This window comes from Nocardiopsis sp. KDC1DS13DA1, assembly GCF_055632325.1.
In genome coordinates this window covers 98873-119365 of record NZ_JBVMUY010000033.1, presented here as the reverse complement: position 1 = coordinate 119365, position 20493 = coordinate 98873, and the positions used below count along the sequence as shown (strand labels likewise).

The 20493-nt window shown below is 75.3% G+C and carries 20 protein-coding genes, 1 pseudogene and 2 riboswitches; of the genes and pseudogenes, 10 read left to right on the top strand and 11 right to left on the bottom strand.

What is annotated here, in order from left to right:
* Nucleotides 1-9: 9 nt before the first annotated feature.
* Nucleotides 10-507 (top strand): hypothetical protein, encoded by a 498-nt coding sequence (locus ACTVAJ_RS22085; protein WP_470390131.1) that lies wholly within the window; start codon nt 10-12, stop codon nt 505-507.
* On the opposite strand, the gene ACTVAJ_RS22080 is transcribed toward ACTVAJ_RS22085, so the two are convergent.
* The 7 genes from ACTVAJ_RS22080 to ACTVAJ_RS22050 all read right to left on the bottom strand — a co-directional run bounded on the left by ACTVAJ_RS22080 (nt 491) and on the right by ACTVAJ_RS22050 (nt 10119).
* Complete coding sequence (locus ACTVAJ_RS22080; RefSeq protein ID WP_470390130.1) at nt 491-1210, bottom strand: cobalt-precorrin-6A reductase; 720 nt, start codon at nt 1208-1210, stop codon at nt 491-493. The genes ACTVAJ_RS22085 and ACTVAJ_RS22080 overlap by 17 nt on opposite strands.
* The gene (locus tag ACTVAJ_RS22075) at nt 1207-2706 is read right to left on the bottom strand and encodes a cobyric acid synthase (protein WP_470390129.1); all 1500 of its coding nucleotides are present in this window, start codon (nt 2704-2706) and stop codon (nt 1207-1209) included. Before ACTVAJ_RS22075 ends, ACTVAJ_RS22080 begins: the two co-directional genes overlap by 4 nt.
* Nucleotides 2703-3428 carry a precorrin-6A synthase (deacetylating) gene (cobF, locus tag ACTVAJ_RS22070; RefSeq protein WP_470390128.1) on the bottom strand — a complete coding sequence of 242 codons (726 nt, stop codon included), beginning with the start codon at nt 3426-3428 and terminating at the stop codon, nt 2703-2705. The genes ACTVAJ_RS22075 and cobF overlap by 4 nt, the downstream gene beginning before the upstream one ends.
* A complete protein-coding gene (gene cobN, locus ACTVAJ_RS22065; RefSeq protein ID WP_470390127.1) occupies nt 3425-7015 on the bottom strand; it encodes a cobaltochelatase subunit CobN in 3591 nt (1196 codons plus the stop codon). Before cobN ends, cobF begins: the two co-directional genes overlap by 4 nt.
* Nucleotides 7016-7050: 35 nt before the next feature.
* Nucleotides 7051-7166, bottom strand: a riboswitch (cobalamin riboswitch).
* A gap of 39 nt (nt 7167-7205) precedes the next feature.
* Nucleotides 7206-8069, bottom strand: coding sequence for an ABC transporter ATP-binding protein (locus ACTVAJ_RS22060; protein ID WP_470390126.1), 864 nt, complete (start codon nt 8067-8069; stop codon nt 7206-7208).
* Nucleotides 8066-9082, bottom strand: a complete 1017-nt coding sequence (locus ACTVAJ_RS22055) for a FecCD family ABC transporter permease (RefSeq protein ID WP_470390125.1) — start codon at nt 9080-9082, stop codon at nt 8066-8068. The genes ACTVAJ_RS22060 and ACTVAJ_RS22055 overlap by 4 nt, the downstream gene beginning before the upstream one ends.
* A complete protein-coding gene (locus ACTVAJ_RS22050) occupies nt 9079-10119 on the bottom strand; it encodes an ABC transporter substrate-binding protein (protein ID WP_470390124.1) in 1041 nt (346 codons plus the stop codon). Before ACTVAJ_RS22050 ends, ACTVAJ_RS22055 begins: the two co-directional genes overlap by 4 nt.
* Before the next feature lie 60 nt (nt 10120-10179).
* A riboswitch (cobalamin riboswitch) is annotated at nt 10180-10392 on the bottom strand.
* Between the two features lie 271 nt (nt 10393-10663).
* On the opposite strand from ACTVAJ_RS22050, the gene ACTVAJ_RS22045 reads away from it, so the two are divergent.
* Nucleotides 10664-11557: a polysaccharide lyase gene (locus ACTVAJ_RS22045; RefSeq protein ID WP_470390123.1), complete on the top strand. Its 894-nt coding sequence runs from the start codon at nt 10664-10666 to the stop codon at nt 11555-11557.
* Between the two features lie 13 nt (nt 11558-11570).
* Here the strand turns inward: ACTVAJ_RS22045 and ACTVAJ_RS22040 are convergent, their stop codons facing one another.
* From ACTVAJ_RS22040 to ACTVAJ_RS22030, 3 genes are all read right to left on the bottom strand, one after another.
* Complete coding sequence (locus tag ACTVAJ_RS22040; RefSeq protein WP_470390122.1) at nt 11571-12083, bottom strand: hypothetical protein; 513 nt, start codon at nt 12081-12083, stop codon at nt 11571-11573.
* Nucleotides 12084-12168: 85 nt separating this feature from the next.
* Nucleotides 12169-13002, bottom strand: coding sequence for an alpha/beta fold hydrolase (locus tag ACTVAJ_RS22035; RefSeq protein ID WP_470390121.1), 834 nt, complete (start codon nt 13000-13002; stop codon nt 12169-12171).
* A gap of 67 nt (nt 13003-13069) precedes the next feature.
* Nucleotides 13070-13327 (bottom strand): hypothetical protein, encoded by a 258-nt coding sequence (locus ACTVAJ_RS22030; RefSeq protein WP_470390154.1) that lies wholly within the window; start codon nt 13325-13327, stop codon nt 13070-13072.
* Nucleotides 13328-13384: 57 nt separating this feature from the next.
* On the opposite strand from ACTVAJ_RS22030, the gene ACTVAJ_RS22025 reads away from it, so the two are divergent.
* The 8 genes and pseudogenes from ACTVAJ_RS22025 to ACTVAJ_RS21990 form a co-directional block, all read left to right on the top strand.
* Entirely contained in the window at nt 13385-14005 is a 621-nt protein-coding gene (locus tag ACTVAJ_RS22025; protein WP_470390153.1) for a hypothetical protein, read from the top strand.
* Between the two features lie 191 nt (nt 14006-14196).
* A complete protein-coding gene (ribA, locus tag ACTVAJ_RS22020; protein WP_470390120.1) occupies nt 14197-14841 on the top strand; it encodes a GTP cyclohydrolase II in 645 nt (214 codons plus the stop codon).
* Nucleotides 14834-15547 (top strand): CDP-alcohol phosphatidyltransferase family protein, encoded by a 714-nt coding sequence (locus ACTVAJ_RS22015; RefSeq protein ID WP_470390119.1) that lies wholly within the window; start codon nt 14834-14836, stop codon nt 15545-15547. The genes ribA and ACTVAJ_RS22015 overlap by 8 nt, the downstream gene beginning before the upstream one ends.
* Before the next feature lie 11 nt (nt 15548-15558).
* Nucleotides 15559-16533: a zinc-dependent alcohol dehydrogenase gene (locus tag ACTVAJ_RS22010; RefSeq protein WP_470390118.1), complete on the top strand. Its 975-nt coding sequence runs from the start codon at nt 15559-15561 to the stop codon at nt 16531-16533.
* 53 nt (nt 16534-16586) lie between these two features.
* Nucleotides 16587-16970: a 6-pyruvoyl trahydropterin synthase family protein gene (locus ACTVAJ_RS22005; protein ID WP_470390117.1), complete on the top strand. Its 384-nt coding sequence runs from the start codon at nt 16587-16589 to the stop codon at nt 16968-16970.
* The gene (locus tag ACTVAJ_RS22000) at nt 16967-18004 is read left to right on the top strand and encodes a glycosyltransferase family 4 protein (RefSeq protein ID WP_470390116.1); all 1038 of its coding nucleotides are present in this window, start codon (nt 16967-16969) and stop codon (nt 18002-18004) included. Before ACTVAJ_RS22005 ends, ACTVAJ_RS22000 begins: the two co-directional genes overlap by 4 nt.
* Nucleotides 18001-18813, top strand: coding sequence for a class I SAM-dependent methyltransferase (locus ACTVAJ_RS21995; protein WP_470390115.1), 813 nt, complete (start codon nt 18001-18003; stop codon nt 18811-18813). Before ACTVAJ_RS22000 ends, ACTVAJ_RS21995 begins: the two co-directional genes overlap by 4 nt.
* A pseudogene (locus ACTVAJ_RS21990) lies at nt 18711-19676 on the top strand (lysylphosphatidylglycerol synthase transmembrane domain-containing protein); the annotation flags it as partial. The gene ACTVAJ_RS21995 and the pseudogene ACTVAJ_RS21990, both read left to right, overlap by 103 nt.
* 30 nt (nt 19677-19706) lie before the next feature.
* On the opposite strand, the gene ACTVAJ_RS21985 reads toward ACTVAJ_RS21990, so the two are convergent.
* Complete coding sequence (locus ACTVAJ_RS21985; RefSeq protein ID WP_470390114.1) at nt 19707-20483, bottom strand: creatininase family protein; 777 nt, start codon at nt 20481-20483, stop codon at nt 19707-19709.
* Nucleotides 20484-20493: the final 10 nt, after the last annotated feature.

Here is a 20493-nt window from a genome sequence, read left to right as displayed (position 1 = left end):
GGATGCGGGTTGGAGGCGTCCACGATGACCGTCGCCGAGCACCACCCGCCGCCCGCACACCCGTCCGTCACCGTCGAACGGTTCGAGCCCGTCGCCCCGGCCGCCGAACGCGAAGCCGTCGAACTCGCCTTCATCAACGGGAGGATCCGGGCCGAAGGCGTGACCGGCGGAGACCGCAACGGCATCCTGACGCGGCTGTTCCGCCCGTTCGTGGCGCACCGGCCCGACCTGGACCTCATGCGGGGCCAGGGACTGGGGATCGACACCTACCGCGACGGGCGCGCCCGTCCGGACGGCGTTCTGGCCCCGGTCGGCTACTTCGACGGCCAGGGCGAGTGGGCCGCCCCCGACAACGTCCTCGCCGTCGTCTTCGAGGCACGTCCACGGCGACAGGGCCGAGATCCCCGGCACCGGGATCGTCCCGGGCTCCGACGAGCCGAAGAACCGGTTCGCCCGCTGAGGCGTCCCGCGACCCGTCGACGGCCCGCCCTCACTCCAGTGAGGTGACCCAGTCGAACGCGGCGGCCACGTCGTGGACGGTGGGCACGCCGGGCGGTCCCGCCGGGCGGCGCACCACCACGACCGGAACGCCGAGCCGTCGCGCGGCCTCCATCTTGGGCCAGGTGTAGGTGCCGCCGGAGTCCTTGGTGACCAGGACGCCGGCGCGGTGCCCGCGCATCAGGTCCAGTTCGCCGTCGAGGCCGTAGGGGCCCCGGCTGGTCACCAGCCGCCAGGCGGCGGGCAGGTCGAGGTCGGGTACGTCCACCACCCGGGCCAGGACCGAGTGCCGGGCCAGGTCCGGGACGAAGCGGGCGAGTTCCTGGCGGCCGACCGTGAGGAACGGGCGTGCACCGAGTTCCGCAGCCCGGTGCGCCGCCTCCTCGTGGGTGTCGGTGTAGCACCAGGCCGGGTCCGGGTCCCAGCCCGGCCGTTCCAGCCGCAGCAGGGGCAGGTCGGTGCAGGCCGCCGCCGCGTTGGCGGTCATGCCGAGGGCGAAGGGGTGGGTGGCGTCCACCACCGCGTCGTAGTCGGCCAGCGCCGCGCGCAGCCCGGGCACTCCGCCGAACCCGCCGATGCGGACCCCGCCCACCGGCAGGCGCGGTCTGGCGACCCGCCCCGCGAGCGACGTGGTCACGTCCACACCCGCCCCGACCAGGAGGGCGGCCAGTTCCCGGGCCTCGGACGTGCCGCCGAGGAGCAGGAGCCTCACCGGGTCCCCCCAGGGGCCAGCACGGGCAGGTCCGCCGGGGCGCCCTCGCGGGCGAGCGCGAGCAGCGCGTCGACGTCCAGGTGCCCTTCCACCAGGTCGCCCAGCAGGTCGAGGCGGCGCTCGCGGGCGTCGGCGAAACACGTGCCGGACGGCTCGCGGCCGAGCGCCTCGGCGAGGAGGGCGGCGCGGAACGCGTCACCCTCCAGGCTTCCGTGCCACATGGTGCCGAAGACGTTCCCCGCGCGGGCGCCGCCCAGGAACTCCCGCGCGCCGTCGCCGACGGTGACCCGGCCGTGGTGGATCTCGTAGCCGTGCGCGGGCGCGCCGAGCGCCGTCCCGGAGGGCAGGCACAGGGTCTTGTCCGCGGTGAAGTCGGTCCGCGCGTCGAGCAGGCCGAGGCCGTCCGCGCGCGCTCCGGGCTCGGCCTCGACGCCGTCCGGGTCGGCGATGGTCCGGCCGAGCATCTGGAATCCGCCGCAGACGCCGAGCAGCGGTCGGCCGCGGCGGACGTGCTCGGTGATCGCCCGGTCGAGGCCGCGGGAGCGCAGCCAGGCCAGGTCGGCCAGGGTGGAGCGGGTGCCGGGCAGGACGACCAGATCGGCGTCGGCCAGATCGCGCGGGCCGGAGGCGAAGACGACGTCCAGGCCGGGCTCCAGACCCAGGGCGTCCACGTCGGTGAAGTTGCTGATCCGGGGCAGGCGCACCACCGCCACGCGCCGGACCGCGTCCCCGCCCGCCCGGCGGCCCTCCAGGTCGAGGGCGTCCTCCGAGTCGAGCCACAGCCCCGGGTCCCAGGGCAGGGTGCCGTACACCCGGCGGCCGGTGAGCCGTTCGAGGTCGGCCAGGCCGGGCCGGAGCAGCCCGGGGTCCCCGCGGAACTTGTTGACCACGAAGCCCGCGACCAGCGCCTGGTCGGCGGGTTCCAGCAGCCCCACCGTGCCGTACAGCGCGGCGAAGACGCCGCCCCGGTCGATGTCGCCGACGACCACCGCGGGCAGGTCCGCGTGCCGGGCCAGGCCCATGTTCACGTAGTCGCCCGACCGCAGGTTGATCTCGGCCGGGCTGCCCGCGCCCTCGGCGACGACGACGTCGTGGCGGGCAGCCAGGTCGTCGAAGGCGGCGTGCGCGGCCTTGGCCAGGTGGCGGCGGCCGGACTCCCAGTCGGCCGAGGACACGTCCCCCGCCGGGTGCCCGAGCAGGACGACGTGGCTGCGCCGGTCGGTACCGGGTTTGAGGAGCACCGGGTTCATCGCGGGCTCCGGCGCGGCCCGGGCGGCCAGCGCCTGCACCCACTGGGCGCGGCCGATCTCCGCCGGACGGCCGTCGGGGCCGTGGCAGACCATGGAGTTGTTGGACATGTTCTGCGCCTTGTACGGCGCGACCCGCGCGCCCCGGCGCGCGAAGGCCCGGCACAGGCCGGTGGTGACCACGCTCTTGCCCGCGTCGGAGGTGGTTCCGGCGACCAGCAGCCCACGGCCGCGGTTCCTTGCGCTCACGGCGTCCTCCTCAGCAGAGCGGTGTCCATCACCCAGCCCGCCCGGTCCCGGGCGCGGGCCCGGGCCTCCTCGATCGCGGACAGCACGTCGCCGACCCGCCCGGCGACCAGCTCCTCGGTGTCGGTGCCCAGGTTGGCGCCCCACCAGACCGACCAGTCCTCCAGTCCGTCGAAGGCGGGCCGCCCGCCGAGCATGACGACGATGTTGTCCTGCCCGGCGGCGACGGCCTCGCCCAGCCGCCGCGCCGGGGTGAGGTGGACCGGGCGGCCCACCCCGTGCAGCACGATCCGGTGCCGCGCGGCGAGGAGTTGCGGGGCGCTGACGCCGGGCAGGACGTCGTACTCCACGGGAACGACCCCCCGCGCGACGATCCGCTCCACGATCCGCACGGTGGAGTCGTACAGGGACGGATCCCCCCAGACCAGGAACGCCGCGGTGCCGCCGCGGTCACCGAGCACCCGCTCGTAGGCGGCGACCCGGGCCTCGTGCCAGGCGGCGACCGCGGCCCGGTAGTCCGCGGGGTCGTCGCGGTCGCGTTCGGGGTCGGGCACGGCGACCAGGGGGACACCGTGGGCGTCGCAGACGGCCCGGCGCAGGGCGAGCAGCCCGTCGTCCTGGCGTTTGCGGGCGGCCACCGCGTAGTCGCAGCCCCGCAGCGCGTCCGCGGCCTCGGGGGTGAGGTGCCGCGGCCCCATGCCGACACCGAGGATGCGTACCCTCATTCCGAACGGTCCTCCAGGTCTCCCTCGACCTCCAGGTAGACCTCGGTCAGGGCTTCGAGCGTCTCCGGGTCCGGTTCGGCCCACAGCCCGCGCCGGGCGGCCTCGTGCAGCCGCTCGACGATGCCGTGCAGCGCCCACGGGTTGGAGTCGCGCAGGAACTCCTGGGTGTCGGCGTCGAGGACGTACTCGGCCGCGAGCTTCTCGTACATCCAGTCATGGACGACACCGGCCGTGGCGTCGAAGCCGAACAGGTAGTCGACGGTGGCGGCCAGCTCGAAGGCGCCCTTGTAGCCGTGGCGGCGCATGGCGGAGATCCAGCGGGGGTTGATGACCCGGGCGCGGAACACGCGGGCGGTCTCGTCGGCCAGGGGGCGGGTGCGCACCGCGTCGGGGGTGGTGGAGTCGCCGACGTAGGCCTTGGGGTCGGTGCCGGTGAGGGCGCGGACGGTGGCGATCATGCCGCCGTGGTACTGGAAGTAGTCGTCGGAGTCGGCGATGTCGTGCTCGGCGCTGTCGATGTTCTTCGCGGCGACCCTGATCCGGCGGTAGTTGGCGCGCATGTCGTCGGCGGCCGGGACCCCGTCCAGGCCCCGCCCGTAGGCGTAGCCGCCCCAGGCCGTGTACACCTCGGCCAGGTCGCGGTCGTCGCGCCAGGTGCCGGACTCCACGAGCTGGAGGATGCCGGCCCCGTACGAACCGGGCGCGGACCCGAAGATCCGGGTGGTGGCGCGGCGGTGGTCCCCGTGCTCGGCCAGGTCGGCGCGCGTGTGGGCGCGGACGAAGTTGCGCTCCTCCGGCTCGTCGAGGTCGGCGACCAGCGCCACCGCGTCGTCCAGCATGGCGACCACGTGCGGGAAGGCGTCCCGGAAGAAGCCGGAGATGCGCACGGTGACGTCGACGCGCGGACGGCCCAGCTCCTCCAGCGGCACCACGTCCAGCCGGGAGACCCGGCGGGAGGCCTCGTCCCACTCCGGGCGCACGCCCAGGAGCGCGAGCACCTCGGCCACGTCGTCGCCGGAGGTGCGCATCGCCGAGGTGCCCCACACCGACAGGCCCACCGACTCCGGGTAGGTGCCGGTCTCGTCCAGGTGGCGGCGCAGCAGGGAGTCGGCCATCGCCTGCCCGGTCTGCCAGGCGAGCCGGGAGGGGACGGCGCGGGGGTCGACGGTGTAGAAGTTGCGGCCGGTCGGCAGCACGTTGACCAGGCCGCGCAGCGGGGACCCGGACGGGCCCGCCGGGACGAAGCCGCCGTTCAGAGCGTGGAGGACGTGGTCGAGTTCGTCGGTGGTGTCGGCGAGGCGGGGCACCACCTGCGCGGCGGCGAACTCCAGGACGCGGCGCACCTCGGGGTCGTCGTGCGCGTCGGCGACGGCGGCGGGGTCCCAGTCCGCGGCCTCCATCCGCTCGACGAGGCCCCGGGCCAGTGCCTCCACCCCGTCGACCTCGGTGGTCGGCGCGTCCTCCTTCAGGCCGAGGGCGGAGCGCAGCCCGGGCACCGCGCTGCCGACGCCTCCCCAGACCTGGGCGGCGCGCAGGATCGAGAGGACCAGGTTGACCCGGGCCCCGCCCGCCGGGGCCTCACCGAGCACGTGCAGGCCGTCGCGGATCTGGGTGTCCTTGATCTCGCACAGCCAGCCGTCGACGTGGAGGAGGAAGTCGTCGAACTCCTCGTCGTCGGGCCGCTCGTCCATCCCCAGGTCGCGGTGCATCTCCGCCGCGCGCATCAGGGACCAGATCTCGCCCCGGACCGCGGGCAGCTTGGCCGGGTCCATGGCGGCGATGTTGGCGTGCTCGTCGAGCAGCTGCTCCAGGCGGGCGATGTCGCCGTAGCTCTCCGCGCGCGCCATCGGCGGGATGAGGTGGTCGACGACCGTGGCGTGGGCGCGCCGCTTGGCCTGGGCGCCCTCGCCCGGGTCGTTGACCAGGAACGGGTAGACCAGCGGCAGGTCGCCGAGGGCGGCGTCGGTGGCGCAGGCGGCGGACAGGGCGGCGTTCTTGCCGGGCAGCCACTCCAGTGAACCGTGCTTGCCGAGGTGGACGACGGCGTGGGCGCCGAAGCCGTGCTCCAGCCAGCGGTAGGCGGCCAGGTAGTGGTGGCTCGGCGGCAGGTCGGGGTCGTGGTAGATGGCGATCGGGTTCTCGCCGAACCCGCGCGGCGGCTGGACCAGGACGACGACGTTTCCGGCCCGCAGCGCGGCGAGGACGAGTTCTCCCTCGTCGTTGACGTACAGGCGGCCGGGCGCGGGCCCCCAGGCCTCGGTCATCGCCTCCCGCAGGGCGGCGGGCAGGCCCTCGGTCCAGGCGGCGTACTCCTCGGGGGTGATCCGCACCTGGGCGTCGGTCAGCTGGACGGAGGTCAGCCAGTCCTCGTCCTGGCCGCCCGCCTCGATCAGGGCGTGGATCAGCGCGTCGCCCGCCTCGGTGTCGTCGGGCAGGTCCAGTCCGGGCAGGGCTCCGGGCTCGCCCAGGTCGTAGCCCTCCTCGCGCAGGCGGCGCAGGAGGCGGACCAGGGACCGGGGGGTGTCGAGCCCGACGGCGTTGCCGATGCGGGAGTGCTTGGTCGGGTAGGCGGACAGGACGACCGCGATCCGCTTCTCAGCGGGGGGTACGTGCCGCAGCCGGGCGTGGGCGGCGGCGATCCCGGCCAGACGGGCGCAGCGCTCGGGGTCGGCGACGTAGCGGGGCAGCCCGTCGCGGTCGATCTCCTTGAAGGAGAAGGGCACGGTGATGATCCGGCCGTCGAACTCCGGGATGGCGATCTGGCTCGCCGAGTCGAGCGGGGTGACGCCGTCGTCGGAGGCCTCCCAGTCGGCGCGGGAGCTGGTCAGGCACAGCCCCTGGAGGACGGGGACGTCCAGGGCGGCCATCCGTTCCACGTCCCACGCCTCGTCGTCCCCGCCGGCGCTCGCGGACGCGGGGACGCTGCCGCCGGCCGCGAGGACGGTGACGACCAGTGCGTCGAAGCCGCCGAGCGCCTCGTACAGCTCGTCGGGCGCCGAGCGCAGCGACCCCGCGAACACGGGGACGCCCACGGCCCTGCCGGTCGCGTCGACGGCGTCGGCCAGGGCGTGCGCGAACCCGGTGTTGCCCCCCGCCTCGTGGGCCCGGTAGTAGAGGATGCCCACGCGTGGGAGGGCGGGGTCCCGGGGCACGTCGCGCGCGGCCGGGCCCCACAGCGGGACGGGGGCGGGCGGGTCGAAGCCCTCACCGGTCAGCAGCACGGTGTCCGACAGGAAGGCGTGCAGGCGCCCGAGGTTGTCGGGGCCGCCCTCGGCGAGGTAGCGGTGGGCCTCCGCGGCCAGGCCGATCGGGACGGTGGAGTGCTCCATCAGCTCGGCGCTGGGCTGCTGTTCGCCGCTGAGGACGACCAGCGGCGTGCCCCGCTCACGGACGGCGGCGAGTCCGGGCCACAGGTCGTGCGGGGAGCCGAGCAGGCGCACCACCACCAGGTCGGCGCCCTCGACGGCCGCGGTGAGTTCGGTGTCCAGGGCGCGGGACGGGTTCGCCCACGCGTACGCGGCGCCGCTGGCCCGCGCGGAGAGCAGATCGGTGTCGGACGTGGACAGCAGAGCGATCCGTGCCGTCATGGTCGGATTCCTCCCTCGGGGTTCTCGCCCCATCGGCGGTCGGAGCGCCCGAGGCCAGTATCTGGCTGACCCCCGCGCGGCGGGGGTGTGACAGTGGCGGAACCGCCCCGGACTTGCACCGGGTTCCTGCGCCACGGGCGAAGGATTCACACCCTAACGGGCCGCGTACGGTCCCGTACCGGCGGGGAGCTCAGGAGCCGCCGGCAGGGGACCGCGGATCGGGACCGCGGCGCAGGAAGCGGATCACCGGACGGCCGCGGTCGGAGGTGACCTGGGCCCGGACACCGTAGACCTCCCCGATGAGGGCGGGGGTCAGCACCTGGCCGGGTGTACCCGCCGTGACGGCGTGTCCGTCCCGCAGCACGAGCAGGCGGTCGCAGTACATCGCGGCCAGGTTGAGGTCGTGCAGGGCGACCACGGTGGTGACCGGCAGATCCGTGACCAGTTCCAGCAGGTCGAGCTGGTACTGGATGTCGAGGTGGTTGGTCGGTTCGTCGAGCAGGAGCTCGCTCGGTTCCTGGGCGAGGGCGCGGGCGATCTGGGCACGCTGGCGCTCGCCCCCGGACAGCGTGTGCCAGAACCGGTCGGCCCGGTCGGTGAGGCCGGTGCGGTCCAGGGCCGCCGCCACCGCGCGGGCGTCGGTGGCGGACGGGGGCGACCAGGGGCGGCGGTGCGGGATCCGGCCCAGGGCCACGACGTCGCGGACGGTCAGCTCGGTCTGGGTGTGCGCGTTCTGCTGGACGGTGGCCACGCGCCGCGCCACGGCGCGGCGGCCGACCCGGGGCAGCGGCAGGCCGTCCAGGGTGACCACCCCGGCGGAGGGGGCCAGGACACCGGCGAGCAGTCTCAGCAGTGTGGACTTGCCGGAGCCGTTGGGGCCGAGCAGGCCGACGGTCTCGCCGGAGCGCGGCGTGAGGGTGACGCCGTCGAGGACGAACCCGCCGTCGGCCCGGCGGCTCACCCGGTCGGCGCGCAGACCGGGCGGTTCCAGGGCGCTCTCCTTCGCCGGTGCGTCGGCGCGGCCGGGGGCCGCGGCACGGTCGGCGTCGTTCATGTCCGCCTCCTGGCCCGGTACAGCACGGCGACGAAGGCGGGCACGCCGATGAGGGAGGTCACCACTCCCACGGGGATCTCCTGCGGGGCCAGCGCGGTGCGGGCGACCGTGTCCACCCACACCAGGAAGACGGCCCCGGCCAGCGCGGTGACGGGGAGGAGCCGGGCGTGGCCGGAGCCGGTGAGCGCGCGGGCCGCGTGCGGCAGGACCAGCCCCACGAACCCGATCGCCCCGGCGGCGCTGACGAGCGCCGCGGTGAGCAGGGCGGTGGCGCACAGGAGCACCAGGCGGGCGCGGGCCACCCGGACGCCCAGGTTCGCGGCGGCCTCCTCACCGAAGGCGAACGCGTCCAGGGTGGTGGTGTGGGCGAGGCAGACGGCGAGCACGCCGAGCAGCACCAGTGCGCACAGCGCCACGTCGGCCCAGCCCGCGCCGCTGAGGGACCCCAGCAGCCAGAACAGCACCCCCCGCGTGGTCTCCGCGTCCGCCGAGGTCAGCACGGTGAACGAGGTCAGCGCCGAGAACAGCTGCATGGCCGCCACCCCCGACAGCACGACGCGGTCCATGGTCGCGCCGAGGCTGTGGCTGAGCAGGATCACCATGGCGAAGGAGAGCAGGGCGCCGACGAAGGCACCGGCCGACAGGGACACGACCCCGGCGCCCCATCCGAGGACGATCACGGCGACCGCGCCGGTGGAGGCGCCGGAGGACACCCCGAGCACGAAGGGGTCCGCCAGCGGGTTGCGGAGCAGGGACTGCATGACCGCGCCGCACAGGGCCAGTCCCGCCCCGCACACCGCGGCGAGCAGGGTGCGGGGCATCCGGAGGTTCCACACGATGCCGTCCCGCAGCGGGTTCAGGGCGGTGTCGCCCACCCCCAGGTGGGAGGAGACCGAGCGCCAGACGTCGACCGTGGTGATGTCGGCGGGGCCGACGGTCACCGCGACCGCGACCGACGCGGCCAGCACCACCGTTCCACCGGAGACGAGCAGCGCGAGACGGGCGCCGCTCACCGGTCGAGCCCGAGGTCCCGCAGCCCCGCGGCGACCTGCTCGACCCCTTCGACCGTGCGGATCGTGGGGTTCATCGCCTGGCCGCTGAGCAGGATGTACCGCTCCTCGGCGACCGCGGTGAGGTTGCGGGTGGCGGGGTTGCCCTCCAGGAAGTCGATCTTGGCCTCGGCGCTCTCGGCCGTCTGGGCCTGGCGGGTCAGGTCGCCGAGCACGATGACGTCGGGGTCGCGGTCGGCGACGGTCTCCCAGTTGATCTGGGGCCACTCGTCGTGGGTGTCGGCGAAGGCGTTCCGCGCGCCGACGGCGCGGGTGATGGCGCCGGGGGCGCCGCAGCACCCGGCGAGGTAGGGCGCCTGGGAGTCGGAGAACCAGTACATGAGGGTCACGTCCGAGGCGTCCAGGTCGGCGGTGGCGGTGTCCACCCGGCCCCGCAGCTCCGCCACGAGCTGCTCCCCGCGCTCGGCCACGCCGAAGACCGCCGCCAGGTCGCGGACCTCGCCGTAGACGGTGTCCAGGGTGAGCGGCTCGCTGCGGGTGCCGTCGCCCCCGGTCGTGTTGTCCTTGCCCGCGGCGCAGTCGGACGGGGAGACGTACGTAGGCACCCCCAGCTCCTCGAACTGCTCCCGGGTGGCGACGAGGCCGCTGGGGCCGAGCGTGGAGACGAAGGAGGCGGCCACGAAGTCCGGTTCGGCGTCCAGGACCACCTCCAAGGACGGCCAGTCGTCGGCCAGCCGGGGCACGTCCGCGCTGGCCTCCTCCAGTCCCGCCATGACGGGGTCGGTCCAGGTGGCGGTGCCGACGATACGGTCCGCCAGACCGAGGGAGAGGAGGATCTCGGTGGTGCCCTGGTTGAGCGAGACGACCCGCTCGGGCGCGGCGTCGAGGGGGACCGCGTGTCCGCAGTTGTCGATGCTGTCGGCGGGGTCGGCGGCGGAACCCGCACCGTCGTTCCCCCCTCCCGGGGGCTGGCCGCAGGCGGTGAGCAGCAGGGAGGAGGCGGCCAGCAGGCCGAGGGGGCGGAGGGCGTGACTGAGCATGGGGATGCCTCGGGATGTCGGGGCTCGATCGCGGAGCCTGGCATGGTTCTCCCCCGCGCACTGGACGCGGAGGGGCCAGCAGGTCTTCGGACTCGGGTTCACCCGGACGGGGTGCCTTCCCGGGTCCGGGCCGCGCCGACGCTCCGGTCGGCACCGCCCCGCCCCAGTGGCGTGCGTACCCCGCCCGTCCCCCTCACCGCTGCGCGTCAGTTCCGGATTCGCACCGGATTCCCTGACCACGGACGTGGTACGACTGGCCCGGGCAGGATACCGCCGCCGGTGCGCCGCCCGACGGGCAGGTCCGGCCCGGGGGCCGACGCCGGGGCGCGCGGTCACCGGCTTCCGGGACACCCCGACGGCCGACGGGCCGGGGCCCGCTCCCCCCGGCCGAACGACCTCCTCCGGTCCCCGACCACCCGTGTCGCACACGCTCGGCGAGGATTCCACCACGGAGGATGGCAGCGTCGCCGACGCGCGTCGACCATCCCGGACGGCCGACCCGGCGGCGTCCCACCAGACCCGTCGCTGTACAACGGAGACACCCATGCCGGTCGTCAGGACCCTGCTCGCCGCCACGCTCCTGTCAGCGGTACTGTCGGCCGCCGTCGCGACCGCCCCCGCGGGCGCCGACACCGCCGCCCCGCCCACCCGCCTGTACAACACCTTCGAGCGCCCGGTCGCGGGCACCCCCTACCCGCTGGCGGAGTGGGCCAAGGACGGATGGCACGCGACCCGCGGCAGGGGGATGGACGAGCGCACCCTCATCGACGACACGGTCCCCGCCCACACCGGCGGGCAGTCCCTGCGCGTGTCCTACCCCGGGGGGAGGATCGGCCCGCGGGAGTCCGGTGCGCTGGCGCCGTTCGCGCTCACCCCGGCGCGTGAGTACTACCTGTCCTTCTGGACGCGCTTCGGCGAGGACTTCAGCTGGGGGACCAGCTCGTTCGGCGGGAAGCTGGGGCTGGGGCTGGCCGGGGGGCGGGGGTGCTCGGGCGGGCAGGTGTGCGACGGGGAGAACGGCTTCACCGCGCGGATGATCTGGCGCCGCGACGGCCGGGCGGCCGTGTACTACTACCACATGGACAAGAAGGGCACGTACGGCGACCAGGAGTTCCTGCGCGTCGACGGCACCGACGTCCACTACCCCAGGGGCGAGTGGGTGAGCATCGTCCAGCGGCTCAGGGTCAACACCGTGACCGGGGGCCGGGCCAACCCCGACGGGGAGATCGAGGTCTTCTACAACGGCGCGTCCGCCGCACGGGTCACCGGTCTGCGCCTGGTGGGCAACGGCGACCTGGTGGACAAGGCCTACTTCTCGTCGTTCTTCGGAGGCTCCACCGAGGGGTTCGCCCCGGTCCGCGACAGCCACGTCTGGTACGACGACCTGAAGGTGTCCCCCTTGCCCGCGGACATCTGCGAGATCGGCGGCTGCCTCTGACCGCCCGGAACCCTCAGCGCCTCCCACCGCCGTACAGGGACACCCGCTCGTCCGCCTCGGCGGCGGGGTGGGTCCGCGTCCACTCCGGGAGCCGGACGCGGTAACCGACCCACACGGTCCAGTCGGTGTACCACCACGGCGACTCGTGCGAGAGGCTGGTGAACCGGTGGTTCACGCGGTGCACACCGGTCTGCCCCGGCTCCAGGGTGAACAGCATCCGGGGCCGGCGTTGGGGGAAGGCGGCGAGAGGGGTCGGCGCGCGGTGCACGACCAGGCGGCCGTCGTGTTCGGTCCAACGCAGCCCCCAGCCGGGCGGCCGCCCGCCCCGGAACGGTCCGACCGGTTCGCGGACCGGCCGGTAGCCGTCCCGGGCGCGCATCGCCACGTCGTGCAGCCAGGGGTCGGCGTCTTGGTCGGAGGGGAGCGGAAAGGAGTCGGGGAGCCGGGAGCGCGCGTCGGCGTCCCGTGCGCCCCGGTCCGTCTGCGGCCACCAGACGCCGACCCGCTGGGCGACGATCGAGGTCATGCCCCAAGGATCCCACGGGGCGGCGCCTGCCCGGAGCGGAGGAGCCCCAAACGCCCGCACCGGCCAGACCCCGGGGCCGCCCCGCCTAGGCCCTCCCGAGCACCGCGCGCAGCCGCGGCTCGAAGGCCTCGGCCTCCTCGACGAACCCGGTGTGGTCGCCGGGGAACAGCACGGGCTCGGTACCGAGCGCGGTGGCCAGCGCCCTGGAGGTCCGGTCGCACAGCTGCCCGGCCGAGTCCTCGCCGATTGCGACCACCACGCGCGTCCGGGCGGTACGCAGCGCGTCGAGATCGGGGCGCCAGTGGGTGGTCGGGCGCAGGTCGTGCTCGAAGAAGCGGCGCTCGTCGGCGACCCGCCGCGGATCCCGGTCACCGCCGAACATCTGCTGGAGCGCCTCGTCCGGGATCGCGATGTCGGAGACGGACATGAACAGGCGCCAGGCCCCGATCACGTCGCCGGACCGGTAGAGGGCGATCATCTTCTCGGTCTGGGCGTGGAGCTCGTCGCGGTCCGCCAGGAGCGTCTCCAACGGCGGCTCGTGGGCGACCACGGTGTCCACCAGGTCCGGGCGGCTCTGCGCCAGGGCCAGCGCGGTGACGGCGCCGCCGCTGGAGCCCAGGACCGTGGCCGGACCGGCGTCCAGGTGGGCGATGAGCCGGGCGAGGTCGTCGGCGCGCAGGGCGGGTTCGGAGTCCTGCCCGGGGTCGTCGAGCGGGCTGCGGCCGATCCCGCGCGGGTCGGTGGTGAGCACGGTGTGGTCCGCGGCGAGCAGGGCGGCCAGCGGCTCGAAGGGCTCGGCGCTCATGGGGGAGCCGACGAGCACCATGAGCGGCCCCTGCCCGCGCACCTCGTGGTACAGGCGCGCGCCGGGGACGCGGAGGGTGTCGGACGTGTCGGGGGTGGTCGGAACGCGGTCCACCGGGAACCTCCTGGAACGGATGCCGAAGATTCACCGAGCCTAGGACGGGGGTCGGACACACGGGTGGTCACACCGCACCGGACCTCCTCCTGATCCGCTCCGCCAGTGCTCTCAGGGGGCGGCTCCGGGTCAGGGCGCGCCAGCGGTCGGCACTCCGCTCCCGCAGCGTGCGGGGCGGCGCGGGATCGGGCTCCCCCTCGTCCCCGATCCGGGCGGCGCGTTCCCGCAGGCGCTCCCTGACCTGGTCGGGCGTGTACGCGCGACGTCTGCGTTCGGCTCGGGCGATCACGGCTCCGGTGGCGGCCACACCGACGAAGGCCGCCACGCCGAGGGCTCTCCTCCATCGCATGCGCCTAGGCTAGGCGCTGTGGCGGAAGCGAGCATGTCCCTCGACCAGGCACTGGCGATCACCCGGACCGGAGACGCGTGGGTGTTCCGCGGCACGAGCGCGGCCGACCGGGCCATCCAGATCGGCACGAACAGCCCCGTCAACCACGTCGGCATGACCCTCACCATCGAGGATCTGCCACCGCTGATGTGGCACGCCGAGCTGGGGCGTTCGCTCGTCGACATGTGGACGGGCACCCACCAGCGCGGCGCCCAGCTGCACGACCTGCGCGACGCCGTCCTGGTGTGGGGCCGCCGCTACGGCCAGGAGTGCTGGCTGCGGCAGCTCGACCCGGTGGCCACACCCGCGATGGAGGACGCCGCCCTGCGCATGGTGGCCCGCCTGGACGGGACGCCCTTCCCGTCCTCGGCGGCGATGGTCACCCGCTGGCTGCGGGGACGGATCCCGCTGGGCCGCCGCGCCCGCGAACGCGACCTGGAGACCACGTACTGCGCGGAGGTCATGGGTCTGACCTACGAGGCGATGGGGCTGCTGCCGCGCGGGCACCGCCCCGGGTACTACGCCCCGGGGCGGTTCTGGAGCGGCGCCACCCTCCGGTTGACGGACGGCGCGACCCTGGGCGGCGAGATCCGTGTCGTGCTGCCCCGATCGTGACCCGGCCGGCGGAAGACGGACACCGCGCCAGCGCCCCGGCCCCACGGCTCTGAGCTGGACCGCGTCACGCTCCCCGCACGGATGCCGACAGGACACCGGCGCGCCCGCCCACGATCCCCACACACCGCGAGGTTTTCGACACGGACCGGCGGGGCACCGCCCGAGGTGACACCTGGTGTGTGAGGGGGAACATGCACGAGTGGACCATCGGCCCCGACGAGGTCGCCGAGTCGGAGCTGGCGACCCACCGGGGCGCGTTCCGCGCTCTGGCCTTCCGCGACCCCGCCGACGGGCAGGAGCACCTGGCACTGACCCACGGTTCCCTGGGCGGCGGCGAGGAGGTGCTGGTCAGGCTGCACTCGGAGTGCGTCACCGGCGACGCCCTCGGCGCGCTGCGGTGCGAGTGCGGCGACCAGTTGAACGCGGCCCTGGACGCGATCGCGGAACGGGGCCGGGGTGTGCTCGTCTACCTGCGCGGTCACGAGGGCCGGGGGATCGGCCTGCTGGAGAAGGTGCGCACGCTCGCCCTCCAGGACGAACGCGGGCTGGACACGGTCGACTCGGCCACCGCGCTCGGCCTTCCGGTCGACACCCGCTCCTACGGCCCGGCGGCGCGCGTCCTGCGCCACCTGGAGGTGCGGTCGGTGCGGCTGCTGTCGAACAACCCCGCCAAGGGCAGGGCCCTGGAGGACCACGGGATCAAGGTGGTCACGCGCGTGCCGCTGCTCGTTCCCGCGCGCCCGGAGAACATCGCCTACCTGACCGCCAAACGCGACCGTCTGGGACACGACCTTCCGCACCTGGACGGGGCCGGCCCGGAGACCGGCCGTGCGTGAACCCGTGCACCGCCAGGTGGCGGGAGCGGTCCTCGCCCAGCTGGTGCTGCTCGGCGGACTGTCGGTCACCGTGGGGCTGGGCCCGCGGGGCTGGTGTGCGGGAGGGGCGTACGCGGTGGCGGGGGCGGCCGTGCTGCTGTGGGCGGCACGGCGGGCCGGGCACCGCTCGCTGGGGGCGGCCGACCGCGTCACGCTGGTGCGGGCACTGCTGACCGGGGGCGTACTGGCGCTGGCGGTCGGCGGCGGGCCGGTGTGGACGCTGACCGGGCTGGCCTCGCTGGCTCTGGTGCTCGACCTGGTCGACGGCGCGGTCGCCCGCGGCAGCGGGACGGAGTCGGGTTTCGGCGCGTCCTTCGACATGGAGACGGACGCTCTGCTGATCATGGTGCTGAGCGTGTTCGTGTCCCTGTCCCTGGGTCCGTGGGTGCTGGCCATCGGACTGATGCGGTACGCGTTCGGCGCGGCGGCGCTGGCCGCCCCCTGGCTGCGCGCTCCGCTGCCGCCGAGCCGGGCCCGGAAGGTGGTGGCGGCGTTCCAGGGGGTGGCCCTGGTGGTCGCGGCGTCGGGGGTGCTCCCGTCCGCCGTCTCGACCGTGCTGGTGGCGGCGGCGCTGGTGACCCTGGTGTGGTCGTTCGGGCGCGACGTGCTGGGCCTGTGGGGTGTCAGGCCCCGCCGGGTGCGGGTGTCGGCCCCGGAGCGGACGTGACGAGGAGGGGCATGAGCGATCGGGCGCGTGCGTTCTGGGTGGCCGCCCCCGGCCGGGGTGAGGTGCGCGAGGTCCCCCTGGTGCCGCCGGGCGACGGGGAGGTCCTGGTGCGCACCCTGTTCTCGGGGGTGAGCCGCGGCACCGAGGCGCTGGTGTTCCGGGGCGGGGTGCCGCCCGGCCAGCGTGAGGTGATGCGCGCCCCCTTCCAGGAGGGGGACTTCCCCGGCCCGGTCAAGTACGGGTACCTGAACGTCGGCGTGGTCGAGGAGGGCCCGGCCGACCTGGTGCGGCGCACGGTCTTCAGCCTGTACCCGCACCAGACGCGGTTCGTGGTCCCGGCCTCGGCCGTCCGGCCGGTCCCCGACGGGGTGCCGCCCGGGCGCGCGGTCCTGGCCGGGACGGTGGAGACCGCGGTCAACGCCCTGTGGGACGCGCCCCCGCTGGTGGGCGACCGCGTGGCCGTGGTCGGCGCGGGGATGGTGGGGTGCTGCCTGGCCCGACTGCTGCACGGGATCCCCGGGACGCGTGTGCAGCTGGTGGACACCGACCCCGCGCGTGTGGCGACCGCCGACCGGCTCGGTGTCGGGTTCGCCGGGCCCGAATCGGCGTTCGACGGTTGTGACCTGGTCTTCCACACCAGCGCCAGCGCCGCCGGGCTGGCCCGGGCACTGGAGCTGGTCGCGACCGAGGGCGAGGTGATCGAGCTGAGCTGGTACGGCGACCAGGAGGTGCGCGTGCCCCTGGGCGGGGACTTCCACTCCCGGCGGCTGAGCGTGCGCGCCAGCCAGGTCGGGGCCGTCTCCCCCGCCCGACGCGGACGGCAGGGCCACGGCGACCGGCTCGACCTGGCCCTGCGACTGCTCGCCGACCCCGCCTTCGACGCCGTGGTCACCGGGGAGAGCGCGTTCGAGACGCTGCCGTCGATCCTGCCGCGGCTGGCCGACGGTTCGCTCCCCGCCCTGTGCCACCGCGTGGTCTACACCTGAGCCGGTTCCGCCGACCCGGTCTCGTCCCGCCCCCGGATCCGAGAGGACGCCCCTTGTTCAGTGTCACCGTCCGCGACCACCTGATGGTCGCGCACAGCTTCCGAGGCGGCGTGTTCGGCCCCGCCCAGCGCCTGCACGGAGCCACGTTCGTCGTGGACGCGACCCTGCGCCGCCCCGACCTCGACGACGACGGCATCGTCGTGGACATCGGCCTGGTGACACGGGAGCTGGGCGCCGTCGTCGCGGAGCTGAACTACCGCAACCTGGACGAGGAGCCCGCGTTCGCCGGGGTGAACACCTCCACCGAGTTCCTGGCGAAGGTCGTCGCCGACCGGCTGGTCGAGCGGATCGACGCGCGCGGGCGCGGTCTGACGGGGGTCGCGGTCACGCTGCACGAGTCCCACGTGGCCTGGGCGACCTACGAGCGCGACCTGTGACCGTCGCGTTCGTCGTCCCCCCGGCCGACGTGCCCAGCGGCGGGAACACCTACGACGCGCGGATCGCGGCGGAGCTCGGTGCGCTGGGACGACCGGTGCGCCTGATCGAGGTACCGGGGTCCTGGCCCCGGCCGGGACCCGCCGACCGGGAGCGGCTGGGCCGGGAGCTGGCGGGCCTTGCCGACGGCACGGGTGTGCTGGTGGACGGTCTGGTCGCCTGCGGGGTGCCCGAGGTCCTCGGCCCGCACGCCGCCCGGCTGCGGATCGTGACCCTGGTACACCTCCCCCTGGCCGACGAGACCGGTCTGTCCCCGGACGCGGCGGCCGACCTGGACGCCCGTGAGCGGGCGGTGCTGGGGATGACGGGGGTGGTCGCCACCAGCCGCTGGGCGGCCCGTCGGCTGGCCGCCCACCACGGTCTGGCCCGGGTCCACCACGTCGCCCCGGGCACCGACCCCGCGCCGCCGGCCACGGGTACCGACGGGGCCTCCCGCCTGCTGTGCGTGGCCTCGGTCACCCCGCGCAAGGGCCACGACCTCCTGTTGGACGCCCTCGCCCGGTTGGACGGGCCGGTGTGGGAGTGCGTGTGCGCGGGGCCGGTCGGCCGTTCCGCGTACGCGGAACGGGTACGGGTGCGGGCGGAGGGGGCGGGGGTGCGGCTGGCCGGCGCGCTGACCGGCCCGGACCTGGCGGCCGCCTACGCCGCCGCGGACCTGGTGGTGCTGCCCTCCCGCGCCGAGACGTTCGGCATGGCGGTGACCGAGGCGCTGGCGCGCGGCGTCCCGGTGGTGGCCGCGCGGGTGGGCGGGGTGCCCGAGGCACTGGGGCGCGGTCCCGGCGGTGACCGGCCCGGGATCCTCGTCGCACCGGAGGACGCCGACGCGCTCGGCGACGCCCTGCGCCGGTGGCTCACCGACCCGTCGTTGCGCGAACGGCTGCGAACCTCGGCGCGTCGGCGGCGGTCACAGTTGGCAGGATGGAGACAGGCGGCGCGCGCGATGGGCGCGGTCCTCGACAGGGAGGGGTGCCGGTGACGTCGACGGGTGTTCCGGCGTTCGCCCCGCAGTGGCTGGCGCTGCGCGAGGGCGCGGACGCCGAGGCCAGGTCCGCGCGGGCGGTCGGGATGGTGCGTGGCCACGGCCGGGTGGTGGCCGACCTGGGGTGCGGCACGGGTTCGCTCGGCCGCTGGCTCGCTCCCCGGCTGCCCGGGTCCCAGCGGTGGGTGCTCCTGGACCGCGATCCGGCCCTGCTGGCGTTGGCGCGGCCGAACGTCCCCGTGGGGCGGGTGGAGACGCGGGTGCGCGACCTGGGATCGCTCGGGGCGGCGGACCTGGCCGGGTGCACGCTGGTGGCGGCCTCGGCGCTGTTGGACCTGCTCACCCGGGCGGAGGTGGAAACGCTGGCCCGGGCGGTCGTGTCGGCGGGGTGTCCGGCGCTGCTCACACTGTCGGTCGTGGGGAGGGTGGACCTGTCCCCCGCCGACCCGCTCGACGCGAGGGTGGGACGGGCCTTCGACGACCACCAGCGACGCGGGGGCAGGCTCGGGCCCGACGCCGTCGACACCGCGGCCGACGTGTTCCGGGGGCTGGGGGCGGGTGTGCACGCGTTCGCCAGCCCGTGGCGGCTGGGTCCGGAACGGGCCGAACTGACGCGGGAGTGGCTGCGGGGCTGGGTCGGGGCGGCGGCCGAGCAGGAGCCGGGACTGCCGGTGACGGGGTATCTGGAGCGTCGGCTGGCGGAGTGCGACGGGGGGCGGCTGCGCGCGGTCGTCCACCACACGGACCTGGTGGTGCTGCCCGGGGCGGCCGGTCCGGGGCGTCCGCCGGGGACGGGGCCGTCGTGAGGACGGTGGACGCGTCGGGGGTCGCACGCGAGGCGGAGGGGTCACGGGGCGGACGCCCCGCCGGCGCGCTCGGGCGCACCGGGTGGCTGCGGGCGCTGGTGGGGGCGGTGGTCCTGGCGGCGGTGGTGTGGTGGTTCCCGGCCGGGGCGTTCACGTCCGCGTTCGGTGTGGTGGACGTCGGTGCTGTACTGGTGGCGCTCGCGGTGGGCGCGTACACGACCGTGCTGAGCGCCGCGCGGTGGTGGGTGGTGGCGCGCGGGGTCGGTCTGCGGCTGCCCTTCGCGCGGGCGGTCGGCGACTACTACCGCGCCGTGTTCCTGAACGCCGTCCTGCCCTCGGGGGTGCTCGGCGACGTCCACCGCGCGGTCAGCCACGGCCGGTACGCGGGCGACGTGGGTCGCGGGGTGCGCGCGGTCGTCCTGGAGCGGCTGGCGGGGCAGGTCGTCCTGGTGGCGGCGGGGGCGGGTCTGCTGTTCGCGCTTCCGGCCGCCCTGCTCGGCCCCGGAGTGCGGGCGGTCGGGGTGTCCGCCGGGGTGCTGGCGGGGATGGCCGCGGTGGTCGCGGCGGGGCTGGTGTGGGGCCGGAGGCGGCGGCCGCGCTGGTGGCGCGCCCTGCGGGAGACGGTGGCCGACGCCCGCGCGGGCGTGCTCGCGCGCGGGGCGGAGGTGGTGGGGCTGTCCGTGGCGGCGCTGGCCGGTCACGTGGCCCTGTTCGTCTTCGCCGCGTCCCTGGCGGGGGTGTCGGCCCCGGTGTTCCAGACGGTGCCGCTGGCGGTGCTGTCGCTGATCGCGATGAGCCTGCCGGTGAACGTGGGCGGGTGGGGTCCGCGCGAGGCGGTCACCGCGCTGGCGTTCGGCGCGGCGGGGCTGGGCGCTGACCTGGGGGTGACGGTGTCAGTCCTCTACGGGCTCCTCGCGCTGCTGGCGGGGCTGCCCGGGGCGGTGGTGGTCGTCGTCCGGTCGGCGGGCCGCCGCCGCGGTCAGGGCGTCCAGGTGTCCGCCGAGGGCGGCGACGAGAGCGGCGAGGAGCCGGCGGCCCTTGTCGGCCGTGGCCAGTGAGGGGCGGCCGACCACGCCGGTGGGGGTGTAGGGCGCCAGGCCCAGGGTCGGCATGTGGTCCCGGGGGCCGGTGACGTGGTCGGCGCGGCCGGGGCGGACCAGTTCGGGGTAGGTGTGCAGCAGGACCGAGGTCTCCAGCTCCCCGGCGTGCATGTCGGTGTCGTTGTCCGTGCTCATCCCGGCGGCCCTCCTGGCGGCCTCCCACTCGTGTGCCTGGGGGAAGAGCGCCATGGTGCCGCGGGACTCCTGGACGACGTTGGCCAGGACGTGGTTGCCGCCGTGGCCGTTGACCAGGACCAGCCGGGTGCCGCCGAGGGAGGCGGCGACGTCGGTGACGACGGCGTGCAGGGTGCGGGCGGAGATACTGACGGTCCCGGGCCAGGCGGCGTGCTCCTGGGAGCAGGAGACCGTCAGGGGCGGCAGGAGGCGCACGGGGTGGTGGCGGGCCAGTTCCCGGGCCAGGACGCAGGCGATGACGGTGTCGGTGACCAGGGGCAGGTGGGGGCCGTGCTGTTCGAGGCTGCCGACGGGCAGGAGCGCGACACGGGCGTCGCGTTCCCCCTCCTCGACGGTGGTGGTCAGCGGCAGGAGCGAGAGTGTGAGGTCGTCCATGTGCCCCAGT

Coding starts and splice junctions, on each gene's coding strand:
- cobF (WP_470390128.1), bottom strand. CDS start 3,428: ATGAGGGTACGCATCCTCGGTGTCGGCATGGGGCCGCGGCACCTCACC.
- cobN (WP_470390127.1), bottom strand. CDS start 7,015: ATGACGGCACGGATCGCTCTGCTGTCCACGTCCGACACCGATCTGCTC.
- ACTVAJ_RS22060 (WP_470390126.1), bottom strand. CDS start 8,069: ATGAACGACGCCGACCGTGCCGCGGCCCCCGGCCGCGCCGACGCACCG.
- ACTVAJ_RS22050 (WP_470390124.1), bottom strand. CDS start 10,119: ATGCTCAGTCACGCCCTCCGCCCCCTCGGCCTGCTGGCCGCCTCCTCC.
- ACTVAJ_RS22045 (WP_470390123.1), top strand. CDS start 10,664: ATGCCGGTCGTCAGGACCCTGCTCGCCGCCACGCTCCTGTCAGCGGTA.
- ACTVAJ_RS22040 (WP_470390122.1), bottom strand. CDS start 12,083: ATGACCTCGATCGTCGCCCAGCGGGTCGGCGTCTGGTGGCCGCAGACG.
- ACTVAJ_RS22025 (WP_470390153.1), top strand. CDS start 13,385: ATGTCCCTCGACCAGGCACTGGCGATCACCCGGACCGGAGACGCGTGG.
- ribA (WP_470390120.1), top strand. CDS start 14,197: ATGCACGAGTGGACCATCGGCCCCGACGAGGTCGCCGAGTCGGAGCTG.
- ACTVAJ_RS22010 (WP_470390118.1), top strand. CDS start 15,559: ATGAGCGATCGGGCGCGTGCGTTCTGGGTGGCCGCCCCCGGCCGGGGT.
- ACTVAJ_RS21985 (WP_470390114.1), bottom strand. CDS start 20,483: ATGGACGACCTCACACTCTCGCTCCTGCCGCTGACCACCACCGTCGAG.